General features: G+C 57.0%; 18 protein-coding genes. 14 read left to right on the plus strand and 4 right to left on the minus strand.

What is annotated here, in order from left to right; all coding sequences use genetic code 11:
* The first annotated feature begins 2 nt into the window (after positions 1–2).
* The 11 genes from GOB87_RS05200 (at position 3) to GOB87_RS05250 (ending at position 9434) form a co-directional block, all read left to right on the plus strand.
* Positions 3–1382 carry an outer membrane beta-barrel protein gene (locus tag GOB87_RS05200; RefSeq protein WP_242006178.1) on the plus strand — a complete coding sequence of 460 codons (1380 nt, stop codon included), beginning with the start codon at positions 3–5 and terminating at the stop codon, positions 1380–1382.
* A 59-nt stretch (positions 1383–1441) separates the two neighbouring features.
* Complete coding sequence (locus GOB87_RS05205) at positions 1442–2011, plus strand: polysaccharide biosynthesis/export family protein (RefSeq protein ID WP_264805389.1); 570 nt, start codon at positions 1442–1444, stop codon at positions 2009–2011.
* 447 nt (positions 2012–2458) lie between these two features.
* Positions 2459–3811: an adenylosuccinate lyase gene (gene purB / locus GOB87_RS05210; RefSeq protein WP_166313494.1), complete on the plus strand. Its 1353-nt coding sequence runs from the start codon at positions 2459–2461 to the stop codon at positions 3809–3811.
* A gap of 155 nt (positions 3812–3966) precedes the next feature.
* Complete coding sequence (gene purC, locus GOB87_RS05215) at positions 3967–4731, plus strand: phosphoribosylaminoimidazolesuccinocarboxamide synthase (RefSeq protein WP_166313495.1); 765 nt, start codon at positions 3967–3969, stop codon at positions 4729–4731.
* 48 nt (positions 4732–4779) lie between these two features.
* Positions 4780–5022 (plus strand): phosphoribosylformylglycinamidine synthase subunit PurS, encoded by a 243-nt coding sequence (gene purS, locus GOB87_RS05220; protein WP_166313496.1) that lies wholly within the window; start codon positions 4780–4782, stop codon positions 5020–5022.
* Positions 5019–5426: a Rap1a/Tai family immunity protein gene (locus GOB87_RS05225; protein WP_166313497.1), complete on the plus strand. Its 408-nt coding sequence runs from the start codon at positions 5019–5021 to the stop codon at positions 5424–5426. The genes purS and GOB87_RS05225 overlap by 4 nt, the downstream gene beginning before the upstream one ends.
* On the plus strand, positions 5423–6124 hold the full coding sequence (gene purQ, locus GOB87_RS05230) for a phosphoribosylformylglycinamidine synthase subunit PurQ (RefSeq protein WP_166313498.1): 702 nt from the start codon (positions 5423–5425) through the stop codon (positions 6122–6124). The genes GOB87_RS05225 and purQ overlap by 4 nt, the downstream gene beginning before the upstream one ends.
* On the plus strand, positions 6121–8331 hold the full coding sequence (purL, locus tag GOB87_RS05235; protein ID WP_166313499.1) for a phosphoribosylformylglycinamidine synthase subunit PurL: 2211 nt from the start codon (positions 6121–6123) through the stop codon (positions 8329–8331). The genes purQ and purL overlap by 4 nt, the downstream gene beginning before the upstream one ends.
* 17 nt (positions 8332–8348) lie before the next feature.
* On the plus strand, positions 8349–8579 hold the full coding sequence (locus tag GOB87_RS05240; RefSeq protein WP_166313500.1) for a BolA family protein: 231 nt from the start codon (positions 8349–8351) through the stop codon (positions 8577–8579).
* Positions 8580–8650: 71 nt separating this feature from the next.
* Entirely contained in the window at positions 8651–8986 is a 336-nt protein-coding gene (gene grxD / locus GOB87_RS05245) for a Grx4 family monothiol glutaredoxin (protein ID WP_166313501.1), read from the plus strand.
* Between the two features lie 130 nt (positions 8987–9116).
* Complete coding sequence (locus tag GOB87_RS05250; RefSeq protein ID WP_166313502.1) at positions 9117–9434, plus strand: hypothetical protein; 318 nt, start codon at positions 9117–9119, stop codon at positions 9432–9434.
* A 60-nt stretch (positions 9435–9494) separates the two neighbouring features.
* On the opposite strand, the gene GOB87_RS05255 is transcribed toward GOB87_RS05250, so the two are convergent.
* The gene (locus GOB87_RS05255; RefSeq protein WP_166313503.1) at positions 9495–9884 is read right to left on the minus strand and encodes a YraN family protein; all 390 of its coding nucleotides are present in this window, start codon (positions 9882–9884) and stop codon (positions 9495–9497) included.
* Positions 9885–10059: 175 nt separating this feature from the next.
* Between GOB87_RS05255 and dapB the strand changes: the two genes are divergently transcribed.
* The 3 genes from dapB (at position 10060) to trmB (ending at position 12925) form a co-directional block, all read left to right on the plus strand.
* Positions 10060–10866, plus strand: coding sequence for a 4-hydroxy-tetrahydrodipicolinate reductase (dapB, locus tag GOB87_RS05260; RefSeq protein WP_166313504.1), 807 nt, complete (start codon positions 10060–10062; stop codon positions 10864–10866).
* A gap of 133 nt (positions 10867–10999) precedes the next feature.
* On the plus strand, positions 11000–12187 hold the full coding sequence (gene metK / locus GOB87_RS05265; protein WP_166313505.1) for a methionine adenosyltransferase: 1188 nt from the start codon (positions 11000–11002) through the stop codon (positions 12185–12187).
* A 9-nt stretch (positions 12188–12196) separates the two neighbouring features.
* Positions 12197–12925 carry a tRNA (guanine(46)-N(7))-methyltransferase TrmB gene (gene trmB, locus GOB87_RS05270; RefSeq protein WP_166313506.1) on the plus strand — a complete coding sequence of 243 codons (729 nt, stop codon included), beginning with the start codon at positions 12197–12199 and terminating at the stop codon, positions 12923–12925.
* Here the strand turns inward: trmB and GOB87_RS05275 are convergent.
* From GOB87_RS05275 to GOB87_RS05285, 3 genes are all read right to left on the minus strand, one after another.
* Positions 12895–14082, minus strand: a complete 1188-nt coding sequence (locus GOB87_RS05275; RefSeq protein WP_166313508.1) for a hypothetical protein — start codon at positions 14080–14082, stop codon at positions 12895–12897. The two genes, trmB and GOB87_RS05275, sit on opposite strands and share 31 nt — an antisense overlap.
* Positions 14083–14106: 24 nt before the next feature.
* Positions 14107–14352 (minus strand): hypothetical protein, encoded by a 246-nt coding sequence (locus tag GOB87_RS05280; protein ID WP_166313510.1) that lies wholly within the window; start codon positions 14350–14352, stop codon positions 14107–14109.
* Positions 14353–14555: 203 nt separating this feature from the next.
* Positions 14556–15275, minus strand: a complete 720-nt coding sequence (locus GOB87_RS05285) for a hypothetical protein (protein WP_166313512.1) — start codon at positions 15273–15275, stop codon at positions 14556–14558.
* Between the last annotated feature and the right edge of the window lie 83 nt (positions 15276–15358).

The raw sequence follows: 15358 nt of genomic DNA on the forward strand, positions 1-15358 counted from the left end.
CCATGAAAAGTGGGAAGCCATTTCTTGATCTAAGGAGAGAAAAGGCGCGACTATTTCTGATGTTCTGTGGTGTGGTCGGCTCAGGGGAACTTGGATCGCCTGCTTATGCGCAGCTGATTACCCAGTCTTTCCCGAGCGAACTTCCAGGGTATTCAGCCGACTCTACGGGCATTGTGTCATTGCGTGAGGTATTGCGGCAGCCTCATGCTGGAATAAATGTAGGGTCTTTTATTTTTCATCCAAGTGTTTCCCAGAAGGTTGGGTATAATGGCAGTATCCTTGGAGCTAGCCATACTGGAGGTCTCGAGCTTGATTCGATGGCCGGATTGGGTCTGAATTCAAATTGGAGTCGACATTCTTTTGGTGTGTCGGCATCTGTAAAAAATACTGCCTATCCAATAAATAATAAATATTATCCATCTTTGTCCGAAGCTGGCTACACAGATTGGAATGTTGCAGCCGGAGGAGGGTTGAACCTCGGACATGATACGCTGTCCGCAGGCTATAGCCATGCGGTCAAGCATCTATCTGCGACTCAATTAGGAAATTTCGGAGTTGGATACCCAGTTCCTTATGCTGTAGATGATGCGCGATTAAGTTATCGAAAGAATTGGACGCGGATAGCGCTGATACCGAGCGTCGCCTACGACGATTTTTCTTTTGGTGAGGCCGCAGGTTCCATTCCTACTGCTGGGCGTAATACGCATTCTTTGAGCCATCAGTTGGAAACCCAGATGCTTCAACTCCGATACGAGATATCCAAGGGAAACGCATTGCTTGGCATTATCCGCACTTCGGAAGCTCAATTTGTCAGCGTTAGCGATGGCCATCCAGCCGATTATATCTCGGGTGGTGGATTTGTTGGCTTGGATTTGCGAGCTGATGCCGTGTGGCAATATCGGGCACTTATAGGAGCAGAAACGCGTCATTTCGTGCGTGGAGGTGGGCGTACATTGACCACGCCAACGGCAGAACTGGAAGTGATCTGGATGCCGGATAAACTGGATACGTTTACGCTGACCGGCCAACGTGGACTGTTCGATCCAACATCTGCCTTTTCACGTAATCAGATTGTCTCCACGGTACAGCTTGAGGAAGAGCGCGAATTATTACGAGATGTTTTTTTTAGTGGCCAGGTTGGGTTTGCCCGTACGGATTCGTTTGGAGCATCGGCGGGGAGTGCAGGTCATCAGCAGGTGCAATTCAGGGGAGGAGCTGGTGTGGACTGGCAGTTTAATCGTGATTTCAAGCTGACATTGAAATATATGTATACCAAAAGTAAATCTAAGTTAACTGGAAGCGAAGAAGGTAATGAGACGGGTATTGGTAGTGGAACGTATACTAATCAGACAGTAAGCTTGGGGGTTGCATTCACGCGATGATGCGACGGTCAGGATATGAAAATCGTGGTAATAACCGTGAGCGGCAAGGAAAACAGGGCGTGAAAAAGTGGAATGAACGTATTGCTGTGGGTGCTGCCTTGACAATACTTGTTGCTTGCTCACCAACGCATGGCCTCAAGCCCATACCGCCTGTTGATGGCTCCTACAGACTGGGGGCAGGTGATCAGATTCGCGTTATCGCCTATAACGAGCCTCAATTAACCAACACGTTTACAGTCAGCGATGCCGGAATGATTGCTTTTCCGCTGCTCGGCAGGGTGCCGACAGCAGGTAAGACGCCCGGGGAACTGGCACAAGAAATCGGGACAGATCTTTCGCAGCAGGGGCTATTGCATAAGCCGAGCATCTCTGTGGAAGTGACACAATACCGACCGGTGTTCATTCTGGGTGAAGTGCAGAAGCCGGGGCAGTATAATTATCTTCCTGGCATGACCATGCAGACGCTGGCAGCTCTTGCCGGTGGCTATACCTACCGTGCCATTACGAACACGGCGAGTGTCGTGCGAACGGAAGGCACGCATGATGAGCATCCTGTTGAAGGCAAGATCAAACCGGATAGCCTTCTTGCGCCAGGCGATGTCGTCACAGTGTACGAGCGGTTCTTCTAAGCGGCCTTACTCTATTATTGCGCGAGATTTACGGAGCACGTGGTGGCATTTCGTCAGCGATGAAACCACCACGCGACACCGGCCCAGAACGGCAGGCAAAGAAGCGCGCCGAACGCCATGCCGCGGAAAGCTGAAAATTCACGCTTTTCCGTCAAAGGTGGCGGAGGAGCGTGAGATAGAGCGGAAGACGGCGACACGCGGGTAGGCGAAGCGATATGTTGAATAACCTGTGACACGACGGTTGATCCCATCCAGCACGAGTTTCAGTTGTCGTATCATTAAAGAGAAAAAGATTTAGAAGAGTTAATGGGCCAAACGGATCCAATCCGTTTCTATCCAAGGCAGCGCGGCAGGGAGAAATATTTCATCCAGCCGCAAAATGGTCTACGAGCAGCGCCATGTTCCGGCCTGTCGGTCGAATGCCACATGGAAAGAGAGGGCTTCTTCATGGTGCCGCGCTATACGAGACCTGCGATGTTGGCCATCTGGGCCCCCGAAAATCGTTATCGCATCTGGTTCAATATCGAGGCTCTTGCTTGTGAGGCCATGGCGGAACTCGGTGAGATCCCCAAGGAAGCGGCCAAGACAATTCGTGAGCGTGGCGATGCTGCGATGGCGGCATTTTCTCAGGCCGATCTCGATCGTATCGATGAAATCGAGGCCGAGACCCGTCATGACGTCATTGCCTTTCTGACGTGGCTGGCGGAAAAAGTCGGTCCTGACAGCCGTTTCGTGCATCTGGGTATGACGTCCTCTGACGTGCTGGACACCTGTCTGGCCGTTCAGCTTGTGCAGGCGACCGATCTGCTGCTCACGGATCTCGATGCGGTTCTGGCGGCGTTGAAGAAGCTGGCCTTCACCCATAAGCACACTCTCACCATTGGCCGTAGCCATGGAATCCACGCCGAGCCGACGTCTTTCGGCCTGAAAATGGCGGGGCATTATGCCGAGTTCCAGCGCAACCGTGAGCGACTGGTGACGGCGCGAGCGGAAATCGCCACCTGCGCCATTTCGGGTGCTGTCGGTACGTTTGCCCATCTCGATCCACGTGTTGAAACCTATGTCGCTGAAAAACTGGGGCTGAAACCCGAGCCGGTTTCCACGCAGATCATCCCGCGTGACCGTCATGCCGCCTATTTCTGTGCGCTGGCTGTCATTGCCAGCGGCATCGAGCGTATCGCGACCGAAGTGCGCCATCTTCAGCGTTCGGAAGTGCGCGAGGCGGAAGAATTCTTCCATCCGGGCCAAAAGGGCTCATCGGCTATGCCGCATAAGCGCAATCCGGTTCTTTCGGAGAATCTCACGGGACTGGCCCGTCTTGTGCGTGCGGCTGTGGTGCCGGCGCTGGAGAACGTGGCGTTGTGGCATGAGCGCGACATCAGTCACTCGTCCGTTGAGCGCAACATCTGTCCGGATGCGACGATCGGGCTGGATTTTGCGCTCGCGCGCCTTGCTGGCATGATGGACAAACTCGTGGTCTATCCCGAGCAGATGGCGGCCAATATCGAGAGTCTCGGTGGTGTGGTGCATTCCGGTGAGGTGCTGCTTGCTCTGGCGCGTGCTGGCGTGCTGCGTGAGGACGCCTACCGCATCGTGCAGCGCTGCGCGATGGACACGTGGCGTAACCTTGGAAAGCCGGATGGCCGCACTTTCCGCGAGAATCTCGATGCCGATCCTGAGATTGCGGGCCGGATTGCGAAAGAGATTCTGGACGCAGCTCTCGACAGCCGGTCGCATCTCAAGGCGATCGACAATCGCTATGAACTCGTTTTCGGGGAAAAGGGACCGTCTGCTCCCTGATCCGCTTGGGACCATCCGCGTGCGGTGCGTCACGCGGATGTATCATCTGAGGCGGAAGGCTGCTAAGAGGCAGCCGCATGTAGGGCCTGTCAGGGCCAGATCTGTGGACGCTTTGTGCGAGCGTTCGTGCTAGTCAAAGAGAACAAGGGACGATCATGGCCCGTCGCCGTCAGCTGTACGAAGGTAAAGCCAAGATTCTGTTCGAGGGACCCGAACCCGGGACGCTCGTGCAGTATTTCAAGGACGATGCCACAGCCGGAAACGGCGCGAAAACCGGTGTCATCACAGGCAAGGGCGTGCTGAACAACCGCATCAGCGAATACGTCATGTTGCGGCTTCAGGAGGTGGGGATTCCCACCCACTTCATCCGTCGTATCAACATGCGGGAGCAGTTGATCCGTGAAGTGGAAATCATCCCGCTTGAGATCGTGGTGCGCAATGTTGCTGCGGGTAGCATTGCCAAGCGGTTGGGCATTCCCGAGGGTACGCGCCTGCCGCGCTCCATAGTGGAATATTATTACAAGAACGACGCGCTGGGCGATCCGATGGTGGCTGAAGAGCACATCACGGCGTTCGGCTGGGCGTGCCCGCACGATATGGATGACATGGTGGCCATGTCCCTGCGTGTGAATGATTTCCTGTGTGGCCTGTTCGCAGGCGTTGGCATCACGCTGGTGGACTTCAAGCTGGAGTTCGGGCGGCTGTGGGAAGGTGAGGATATGCGCATTATCCTTGCTGACGAGATTTCGCCTGACAATTGCCGTCTGTGGGATGCTCGTACGAACGAGAAGCTCGATAAGGACCGCTTCCGTCGGGATATGGGCAATGTCGAGGAAGCCTATCAGGAAGTGGCCCGGCGCCTTGGCATCCTTCCCGAGACGGCAAATGGTGATCCGAAGAGTTCGGATCTGATGCACTGAAACGCACGAAACGGTGCGGTGAAATAAATTCTGTTGGCAGGTGGCGGCATGAAAGTACGTGTGACGGTGTCCCTCAAGGAGGGCGTTCTCGATCCGCAGGGCAAGGCGATCGGACATGCCTTGCACGTGCTTGGCTTTGACGAAGTCGGTGAAGTGCGCGTCGGCAAGGTGATCGAACTTGATCTGGCCGATGAGGATGCTGCGAAGGCCGAGGCGCGCGCGCGCGCAATGGCCGAGCAGCTTCTGGCCAATCAGGTGATTGAGGATTTTGCGGTCGAGGTGGTGAAATGAAGCGCACGGCTCTTCTGATTGCAGCACTTGGCCTGTTCGGTGCGGAAGCAGCTCATGCTCAGCGTGTGTCTCCTCTGACGGCTGGCAGTTTTGGCCGCATCTGCACCCGTGGGGCGGCGGCGGGCAACGAGATTTGCGATGCCTATATTTCCGGCATGGCGGATGCGGTCGCGCTGGCCAAGATCAATGATCGAAATGAGGGCGATCCCAATGCGCCGGCGGGTTTCTGTGTGCCGGCTTCCGAGACGGGGCCTTCCATGCGGGGCAAGGTGATCGCGTGGCTCAGAGCGCATCGGGACGTGCTTCAGAAGCCGGTGGGCGAGGGCGTGTTCATGGCGCTGCATGATGCTTATCCGTGTGCTGCCAAGATGACGGCTCCCAAGACCGAGAGCGCTCCGAAATGAAGGCGGCTGTCGTCCTCTTTCCGGGAACCAACCGCGAGCGTGACATGATGATCGCGCTGAAGGCTGTGACGGGGCAATCGCCAAGTCTTCTGTGGCATGGCGAGACATCGTTGCCGGATCTGGATCTGGTCGTGTTGCCGGGTGGCTTCAGCTATGGCGACTACCTGCGTTGTGGCGCGATGGCCGCTCATTCGCCCATCATGCGTGAGGTCCGCGCGTTTGCGGAGCGCGGTGGTCATGTGCTCGGGGTGTGCAACGGGTTCCAGATTCTGACGGAAACCGGGCTGCTGCCGGGTGCTTTGCTGCGTAATGCAGGGTTGCGCTTTCTTTCGCAGGATTGTCACCTGCGTGTTGAAAACGCGCAGACGCCGTTTACGAGTAAATGGGCCAAGGGTGATGTGTTCCGCACGCCGCTTGCGCATGGCGACGGCAATTATGTAGCCGATTCAAAGACGCTCGATACGCTGGAAGGCGACGGCCGGGTGGCGTTTCGCTATGCCGGAATGGATGGCACAGTCGATGCCGCCGATCGGACGATCAATCCGAATGGTAGCGTGAACGCAATCGCCGGTATCCTGAGCGCCAACGGTCGGGTGTGCGGGATGATGCCGCATCCTGAGGATCTGGTGGATCCGCTGATGGGCGGTGAGGACGGCAAGCCCCTGTTCGAGAGTCTGGTGGAGGCATTGAGCCGGTGAGCACGAAGCACAAGACGGTCGACGCCGATCTCGCACGCGAGTTTGGGCTGTCGGCGGAAGAATACGACCGCGTTCTTTCCATCATGGGACGCACGCCAAGCCTGACGGAACTGGGCGTGTTCTCGGTCATGTGGTCCGAGCACTGCTCGTACAAATCCTCCCGCAAGTGGCTGAAGACTCTCCCGACAACGGCGCCTTGGGTGATTCACGGGCCGGGCGAGAACGCGGGTGTGGTGGATGTCGGGGAAGGCTTGGCGGCCATCTTCAAGATGGAAAGCCACAACCATCCTTCTTTTATTGAGCCGTATCAGGGGGCGGCCACTGGTGTTGGCGGCATCCTGCGCGACGTGTTCACGATGGGCGCGCGTCCAGTGGCCAACCTGAACGCGCTGCGTTTTGGTGCGCCCGAGACGCTGCGTACCCGCGAGATCGTGGACGGCGTCGTCCGCGGCGTTGGTGGATACGGCAATTGCGTGGGTGTGCCGACAGTTGGTGGCGAGGTGAACTTTCACCGTGCTTATGACGGAAACCCACTCGTCAATGCGATGACAGTGGGTGTAGCGCGGCAGGATCGCATCTTTCTTTCCGCTGCTGCCGGTATTGGCAACCCGGTGGTGTATGTCGGCTCCAAGACGGGCCGTGATGGCATCCATGGCGCGACCATGTCGTCGGCCGAGTTTGACGAAAATGCTCTCGCCAAGCGTCCGACTGTGCAGGTGGGCGATCCGTTCGTTGAAAAACTATTGATCGAGGCTTGTCTCGAACTGATGGCGACGGACGCGATTGTCGCTATTCAGGACATGGGCGCTGCGGGGCTGACGTCCTCTTCCGTCGAGATGGCGGGCAAGGGGGGCGTGGGCATCGATCTCGATCTTGACGCCGTGCCGCAGCGTGAGCCGGGCATGACGGCCTATGAAATGATGCTCTCCGAGAGTCAGGAGCGCATGCTCATCGTGCTCAAGCCCGAGCGCACCGAGCAGGCCCGTGCGATTTTCGAAAAGTGGGAGCTGGATTTCGCGGTCGTGGGGCATCTGACCGATACCGGTCACATCGTGGTGCGCCATCGCGGCGAAGTGGAAGCGGATATTCCTCTGGATCCGTTGGCGGATCAGGCTCCGATCTATGACCGTCCGACGGCACCATTGCCTGCGCCTGAGCCGGTGGGTGACATTCACGATCCGTTGGGTCTGGAAAAGACGTTGACCACATTGCTCGGTTGTCCGGATCTGGCGTCCCGTGCGTGGATCTGGAACCAGTATGACAGCACTGTCGGTGGCCAGACCGCACAGCGTCCCGGTGGCGCGGATGCCGCGATTGTGAAGGTGGATGACACCACCATTGGTCTTGCCCTGACAACGGATTGCACGCCGCGCTACTGCAAGGCGAATCCACGTGCCGGTGGAGCGCAGGCCGTGGCGGAAGCGTGGCGTAACATCACGGCCACAGGTGCCACGCCGCTGGCCGTGACGGATAACCTGAACTTCGGCAATCCCGAAAAACCCGAAATCATGGCGCAGTTCGTCGCTGCGATTGAGGGTATGGGAGAGGCGTGTCGAACGCTCGATTTCCCGGTCGTGAGCGGCAATGTCTCGCTCTACAACGAGACGCGGGATCCGGATGGCACGACGCAGGCCATTCTGCCGACTCCCGCTATTGGCGCGCTGGGCGTGCTCAAGGATGTGCGTCAGCACATCGGATTGGCCATGCCCGAGAAAGGAACACTTCTGCTTGTGGGCGAGACGAAAGGCCATCTCGGTCAGTCGCTCTGGCTGCGCGAGGTGCTCGGTCGCGAAACGGGTGATGCTCCGGAGGTCGATCTGCAGGCCGAGCGCCGCAATGGCGATTTTGTGCGCGAGCAGATTCTGGCTGGTAACGTGTTGGCCTGTCATGATGTGTCCGATGGCGGCGTGCTGATTGCCGTGGCGGAGATGGTCATGGCGAGCGGCCATGGCTGCGAACTGGAGCCGCCTCAGTCTGGAATGCGTCCCGAAGCATTCTGGTTTGGTGAGGATCAGGCGCGTTATCTGGTGGCTGTTTCCGGTGATGGGACAGGCTTCGCGGCCACGGCGAAGGCGGCAGGTGTTCCGGTCCGCGTGATGGGGCGCATCGGTGGTGACAGTTTGACGTTGCCCAGTGGTGCCATATTGGCAGCCGCGCGTTTGCGTGCTGTCAACGAAGCGTTTTTCCCTGCGTTGATGGATCGCTGAGTGAGAGGACACACATCATGGCGATGACAGCCTCAGAACTGGAAAACTATATTCGTGAGGCATTTCCCGATGCGCAGATCGCCATTGATGATCTGGCAGGCGACGGGGATCATTATGCGTGTACTGTGGTCAGCGAGGCATTCCGGGGTGTTTCACGGGTGAAGCAGCACCAAATGGTGTATAATGCGCTTCAGGGACACATGGGTGGCACGCTGCATGCGTTGGCGCTGAAAACTTCGGCGCCCTGAGCGGATTTCACAGGAATTACGAAGGCAGCCTCATTCATCATGAGGATGTCCGCAGAATGGAGTCGAAAAATATGTCCACATCTGTTGGCCAGCGCATTCAGGCGCTGATTGAAGAGAACCCGGTTGTTCTGTTCATGAAAGGCACTCCGGATTTTCCGCAGTGCGGCTTCTCTGCGCGCGTGGTGCAGATTCTCAATCATCTGAATGTTCCTTTCCGGGGTGAGAATGTTCTGGCCGATCCGGAAATCCGGGAAGGTATCAAGATTTTCTCCGATTGGCCCACGATCCCGCAGCTCTACGTCAAAGGAGAGTTCATCGGTGGGTGTGACATCGTGACCGAGATGGCCAAATCCGGTGAGTTGCAGACGCTGCTGACCGAGAAGGGTGTTACGGTCAACGCAGCCTGAAATATTCGACTGCGTTTAACGGCGTGATAAGGAAAAACTCCGGTTTTCGGCCAGAAACTGTCTGCTCGCGGGTTGCGGCGAGAGGCAGAGCTGGTAAGGTCGGAAAAACAGATACGGCGCGAGAGACGAGATGATCAGGACGGTGGTGCGGAAACTGACAGTTGTAACGGCTGGTATCGGTCTTATGACATGTGTGGCAGGTGCCAAGTCAGCTCATGCAGAGCGCATCATCTCCGATTTTGAAGCCAGTAAGCTGACGCTGGAATCGTTGACCGCAGTGCCCGTTTATCATCCGGTTTCCCATCACGTTGCAGCGCGTCATGCGGGCAGCCTTCATATGGCGGTTGCCAGCCGCCGTGGAAGCAATATGCACGGGTTGGTGCATCTGGCGTCCTACCGGACGGTAAAACGCTCGACTGCTGTGGCGCATGTTCGTCATCGCACCTGATTTCAGGCAGTTGATATGATCTAGAAAAGGCTTCCAGAAATGGGAGCCTTTTTCTTTGGGTTATTCCTGCCTGAAAGCGTCCCGGATGTGACGCAAGCTGCCGGTTGACGCTATGGCAATCACATCGAAACTGATGCCTTCATAAGTCCACTCGGGATGGGCTGTGAGCAATAGTTCGGCAGCGGCCATCAGGCGACGGCGCTGTCGCATCGTGATGGCTTCGGACGCGGTTTGGCAATTCGCACGTTTCTTGACTTCAATAAAAGCGAGATGATCGTTTTTGCTCGCGACCAGATCGATTTCACCGCAGGGCGTGCGAGCGCGGTGAAGCAGAATGTGCCAGCCATCGGCCAGCAGATGTTGTCGTGCAATGTCTTCCCCGCGCAGACCGTCCGCATGCGCGAGAGATCCGCGTGTCTGGCGAGAGGGTGATGGTGACGGCTTCTGCATAGGGCCAGCATGGGAGCGATGGATGAAGGCAAGGTGAACATGCGTCCTGTCTGCATTGAAGCTGTACGATAAAATCCGTAGGAAAGTGACGCGCTGTTTGTCACGAACATGCGTGATGGAATTGTGTCGGTGGACACGATCCATCTCTTTCATTCATCAGGGGCCGGACAGCGCGATGACCAGCACTCCTCTTCGTATTGGCATAGCAGGCATTTCGGGCCGCATGGGGCAGGGACTCGTGCGCAGCACGGCCGAGGCTGGCTGTGTCGTGGCTGGGGGCACTTGTCGCACACCTCCTATGGACGCAGCGGCACGGGCGAGGCTTACGAACAATGGGGCAATCGTCCTGTGTGACGGTCTGGGCGAGCTTGCAAAAATATCTGATGTGGTCATCGATTTTACGCATGTCACAACGGTGCAGTCTCATGCGGAACTCTTGGCGGATGCTGGCGTGCCATGGGTGCTGGGCACAACGGGTCTGACGGAAGCCGATCAGACGGCCGTGGATGCGGCAGCGCTGCGGATTCCCATCGTTCAGGCCGCAAATTTCTCCACCGGTGTAACGGTACTTCTTCGGCTTGCTCGCGAAATGGGGGCGGTACTGCCCGCTGAGCGTTTCGACGCGGAAATCGTCGAAATGCATCACCGGCAGAAAGTCGATGCACCCTCAGGTACGGCGCTGGCCATTGGTGAAGCCGTGGCTGAGGGGCGCGGAACGCGACTGGCCGATGTGCGGGCGCCTGTGCGCGAAGGGCTGTGCGGTCCACGCAAGACCGGAGAGATCGGTTTTGCCGCCCTGCGCGGGGGACAGATCGTGGGCGAGCATGAGCTTTTGTTCACGTCCGGCACGGAGCAGATTACCATTGGGCATCGGGCCTTTGACCGCCGCGTGTTTGCCGATGGCGCGGTACAGGCGGCGCAGTGGCTGGCGGGGCGCAAGCCGGGTCATTACGACATGGAAGATGTGCTCGGGATGAAATGAGGGGCAGCGTAGGGCTGTTTCCCGCGCTTCCCGCTTGACCGGACCGCAACTCTCGGCCAAACGACAAGTCCCTTTCTGCGTGAGGGCCGCGATCGCGGTCGTTCCATTTTCTAGCGAGGCAGTCGGCACAATCATGCTCAAGCACGGCGAGTTCCTGTTTACCTCGGAATCGGTGTCCGAAGGCCACCCGGACAAGGTTGCGGACCGGATCAGCGACACGGTTCTGGATGCCTATCTTGCGGCCGACCCGGAAGCGCGCGTGGCGTGCGAGACGCTGGTGACCACCAATCGCGTGGTTCTGGCCGGCGAGGTCCGCGGTCCTTCCTCCATTACGTCCGACCGCCTTATTGAGGCGGCTCGTGAGGCCATTCGCGATATTGGCTACGATCAGGCAGGCTTCTCCTGGAAGAATGCCGAGATCAGCAACTACCTGCATGCGCAGTCGGCCGATATTGCCGTGGGCGTGGACAGCGCGGGCGATAAGGACGAGGGTGCGGGCGATCAGGGCATCATGTTCGGTTTCGCGACCAATGAGACCGACAGCCTGATGCCGGCTCCGCTGTATTATTCGCACAAGATCCTCAAGACGATGCGCGATCTGCGTCGTGCGAACGATCCGCGCGCGAAGGGTCTGCAGCCGGATGCCAAGAGCCAGGTCACGCTGCGGTATCTCAACGGCAAGCCGGTTGAAGCTACGTCTGTTGTGATCTCCACGCAGCATGATGAGGGCATGAATCAAGAGGCGATCCGTCATGAACTGCACAAGATCGTCAAGGACGTGCTGCCGGAAGGCTGGATGCCAGCTGACAAGGAATTCTACGTCAATCCGACCGGTATCTTCGTGATCGGCGGACCGGACGGAGACGCTGGCCTGACGGGTCGTAAGATCATCGTGGACACCTATGGCGGTGCGGCACCGCATGGCGGCGGTGCGTTCTCGGGCAAGGATCCCACGAAGGTTGATCGCTCGGCGGCCTATGCCGCGCGCTATCTGGCGAAGAACGTGGTGGCCGCCGGTCTGGCGGATCGCTGCACGCTTCAGCTTTCTTACGCTATCGGCGTATCGCATCCTCTGTCGGTCTATGTCGATCTCGATGGCACAGGCAAAGACGTGGATGAGGCGAAGCTGGGAAGCGTCCTGCGTGAGGTGATGAATCTTTCGCCGCGCGGTATTCGTCAGCACCTGCGTCTGAACCGCCCAATCTACACTGAGACCTCGGCTTACGGTCACTTTGGCCGCACGCCCGACGAGGTGCGTGATACGTTCCCGTGGGAGCGCACGGATCTTGTGGACGCGCTGCGTAACGCCTTCAACCGCTGAGGTTGATGCGTGACGGTCGATACGTCTGATCTGACGCCGGGCAAGGTGAAACCACCTGCCCGGCGTTTGTATGGTCGTCAGCGCGGTCATCCACTGCGTCCGCGCCAGCAGCGTCTGATGGATGAGACGTTGCCGCGTCTGCGTCTGTCGGAGCAAGCCGCTTCCGATCCCTTGTCGGCGTTTGGTCGCCGACCCGAGCAACTCTGGCTGGAAGTCGGCTTTGGGGGAGGCGAGCATGTTCTGGCGCAGATCGAGGCGCATCCCGAGGTAGGATACATCGCCTCGGAAGTGTTTGAGAACGGCCTGTGTTCGCTTCTCTCGCGTCTGGTTCCCGAGGATGAGGAAGCAACAGCCCCGGTGCCGCCGCTGCTGCGTATCTGGGATGAGGATGCGCGGCTGCTTTTAGAGAAGCTGCCGGAAGCCTCGCTGGATCGTATATTTCTGATGTTTCCCGACCCATGGCCGAAAGCGCGTCATGCCAAACGACGCTTCGTGCATCCGGGGAATCTTCCGCTTGTGGCGCGTGCGCTCAAACCGGGAGCGCAGTGGCGGATAGCCAGCGACGATCCAACTTATCAGGCATGGGTCACTGAGGTGATGACCGCTCAGCCGTTTTTCGTGGCTGGTGAGCCCAGCATGGAACGGCCAGGGGGGTGGCCCGGAACGCGGTATGAAGCCAAAGCGCTCAAAGCGGGTCGTCAGCCGTTTTACTGGACATTTATAAGAAAACCTAACTGAGGGTTGTGTGCAGACAGGCAGGGCGCCATCTCTTCAGGATAAGAGAGAGTGTCCTGCACAGGAGTATGTGCCTGTATTTGCACTGGAATAAGAGCAAAAGCTTCCCATTGCAGACAATTTGGTGAATCCATAACGACAACATGATCGGGATGTGCGCACAGATTGCCTTGTCTGGTCTGCACAGACAGAAAAGAATCACTCGTGTCGGAAATGGTGCGGAGTAACTGTCTGTTCTGAAAGGATGTAAAGGCCAAATTGGCTGCATCTTCCGGGTTGTTTGTGAGGCGTAGTCCGGAATCTGTTTCCGCGAAATAGAAGAGAATTCCATATCTTTCGATACACAAGAGATATCGGTCCGTGGAGGTGTCACACAACACGGGTATGGCTGCGTTATCTGCAATGATCAGGGATTGGCAGAGAAATCCTTTCTGTTCCGGGGCGTAAGCCAGAATGGTTCCATGCCACGTAATGATTCGGGGCAGTTTTCCCGGTGAGGTGAAGGGAAAAATATATCCAGAAGGTTGATGTTCTCCTGTCAGATGCCGGTTGATAAGATTGGTTAGAAGATCGAACGCATTTGTCCAGTATCGATAACGGCAAAGAGCCGCGATGACACGTATTATCAAAGGTTCGTCTTCAATGACCGCACGAGAAAGTTCATCGTTTTGGCATAGACATCTCTGTAGAATCTGGCTGCAGAGAAGGGGATGAGACGCATATCCACTTTCCAGACGGCATTGAATGTTACGACTGTTATGGCGACGCGCCCGCGAAAGTACGGCTGGCACGCGCCTTGTGGAATCTTCGCTTCGTAAGGCATCCACGAGTGCCTTTATATTGGCTGAGCCACGAATGTGGTCGAAAATCAAATGCCCAGTGTAAAATGTTGGAACAAGTTGGGATTCTGGGACGATTTCAGCAATCTTGTGGGCATGAATATTGTCGATGTGGTCTCCTGGATCATAGGGAATGAAGATTTTACCTTGGACTTGTGAAGCCCGGAGGCCCATGCCTTCCATGCCGGGGCGTAAATTGTTGTCCACATAATGCTGCGGGATCTCGATTTCTGCGGGATCAAGAGACCATTTGGGAACAGCAGCGAGTACAGCGTCTGCGTTCAGACGACGTGAAAACGCCAGAGCGGCGTAAGCGCCCATGGAAAAACCGATCAGAATGATCTGTCAGTAAGGGCGACTGAGCGTGGTGATGAGTGAGAGGACATACTCGGTATCGGACGACAAATACCAATGATCGACTTTGCTGGTAACACCGATGGCACTGATATTGTTTTTCTGGAAAGGATGTTCGGCAAAGAAAGTCTGGGTCGCGATATGAGTGCGATGCGCGCCCTGAAAGGTAATGACAACATAATCTGTCGTACCGTTGGCATGATGGACGACCAGTTCTTCGCCTTCATACACGATCATAATATATGTGCCTCAACACGTGTAAACGCAAACAGGAGAGATTTTCTTTTCTCTATTGGTGTGTTCTTTATTTGATTTTGTTATGCGTATTGAATGAATAAAACGTCAAATTAAGCATCAATAGGTTCTGGAAATAGTTTGTCGTAAAGAGAGCGGTTTGACAGAAGGAAGAAAAACAAAAGGGGGCACGAAGCCCCCATTTTTCAGCGCGCTTCCGCCGACGCTGCGGATGGAATGAAGTCATAACCCGGCGAACCCGGTGGTGGTCCGGGTGGAGGGACATCATCGGCAGCCAGAGAGGACAACTGTGCCGCGCTTGGGCCAACCTGATGGGCGTAGATGGAGGTTCCGAATTCACCTGTGGAGCCGGGGCCTGCTGCAAAGATCGTTGTTCCCGGCCGAAGCTGTGGCAACAGACGGGTGGCGGCACGGCTGGGCATCTGCACGACCGTCCGATCTTTGAGAATGACACCAGCGGGCACGCCGTGAACATCGTAGAGCGTTTGCGCCACGATCCCGTGAACCATAATGTCCGGCCCCGTGACCATTTCGGGCGCATGCTGCGGCATGGTGATGCCTGTGTCTTCCGCCCGCTTGCCACGCGGACCTGCGAGCGTATAGGCGCGGATCAGCGGAAGCTGGCGACCTTTCAGGCCGGTGCCGGTCAGACGCTCGCCCGGTTTGACGATTTTGGAGACATCCCACGCCAGATCGGGTGAGACCAACACTTCCGTGCCATCGGTGAACAGCACGCCACTGACGCCGCCTGCCGGGGAGGGAAGATATTGCGCAACCGTTCCGCTGAAAGAGGGCAGCATGGACACATCATAGACCGAGACGGTCGGTGGCGAGCCTGCGGCGAAAGCTGGGGTGATCGTAGCCGTACCGAAGGCTACGACTGCAAGACGAAGAAACTGACGCATGACCGATCCATCATTGGCTACGCCCATCTGGAGGGGGAATAGCGGGCAGAATACGCAAGTGTGTCCCGACAACGCCACGAGTG

The sequence above is a fragment of the Acetobacter estunensis genome, assembly GCF_011516945.1.
Taxonomy (GTDB): domain Bacteria; phylum Pseudomonadota; class Alphaproteobacteria; order Acetobacterales; family Acetobacteraceae; genus Acetobacter; species Acetobacter estunensis.

Coding starts and splice junctions, on each gene's coding strand:
- GOB87_RS05200 (WP_242006178.1), top strand. CDS start 3: ATGAAAAGTGGGAAGCCATTTCTTGATCTAAGGAGAGAAAAGGCGCGA.
- purB (WP_166313494.1), top strand. CDS start 2,459: ATGGTGCCGCGCTATACGAGACCTGCGATGTTGGCCATCTGGGCCCCC.
- purC (WP_166313495.1), top strand. CDS start 3,967: ATGGCCCGTCGCCGTCAGCTGTACGAAGGTAAAGCCAAGATTCTGTTC.
- purS (WP_166313496.1), top strand. CDS start 4,780: ATGAAAGTACGTGTGACGGTGTCCCTCAAGGAGGGCGTTCTCGATCCG.
- GOB87_RS05225 (WP_166313497.1), top strand. CDS start 5,019: ATGAAGCGCACGGCTCTTCTGATTGCAGCACTTGGCCTGTTCGGTGCG.
- purQ (WP_166313498.1), top strand. CDS start 5,423: ATGAAGGCGGCTGTCGTCCTCTTTCCGGGAACCAACCGCGAGCGTGAC.
- GOB87_RS05240 (WP_166313500.1), top strand. CDS start 8,349: ATGGCGATGACAGCCTCAGAACTGGAAAACTATATTCGTGAGGCATTT.
- grxD (WP_166313501.1), top strand. CDS start 8,651: ATGTCCACATCTGTTGGCCAGCGCATTCAGGCGCTGATTGAAGAGAAC.
- GOB87_RS05250 (WP_166313502.1), top strand. CDS start 9,117: ATGATCAGGACGGTGGTGCGGAAACTGACAGTTGTAACGGCTGGTATC.
- GOB87_RS05255 (WP_166313503.1), bottom strand. CDS start 9,884: ATGCAGAAGCCGTCACCATCACCCTCTCGCCAGACACGCGGATCTCTC.
- dapB (WP_166313504.1), top strand. CDS start 10,060: ATGACCAGCACTCCTCTTCGTATTGGCATAGCAGGCATTTCGGGCCGC.
- metK (WP_166313505.1), top strand. CDS start 11,000: ATGCTCAAGCACGGCGAGTTCCTGTTTACCTCGGAATCGGTGTCCGAA.
- GOB87_RS05275 (WP_166313508.1), bottom strand. CDS start 14,082: ATGGGCGCTTACGCCGCTCTGGCGTTTTCACGTCGTCTGAACGCAGAC.
- GOB87_RS05280 (WP_166313510.1), bottom strand. CDS start 14,352: ATGATCGTGTATGAAGGCGAAGAACTGGTCGTCCATCATGCCAACGGT.
- GOB87_RS05285 (WP_166313512.1), bottom strand. CDS start 15,275: ATGCGTCAGTTTCTTCGTCTTGCAGTCGTAGCCTTCGGTACGGCTACG.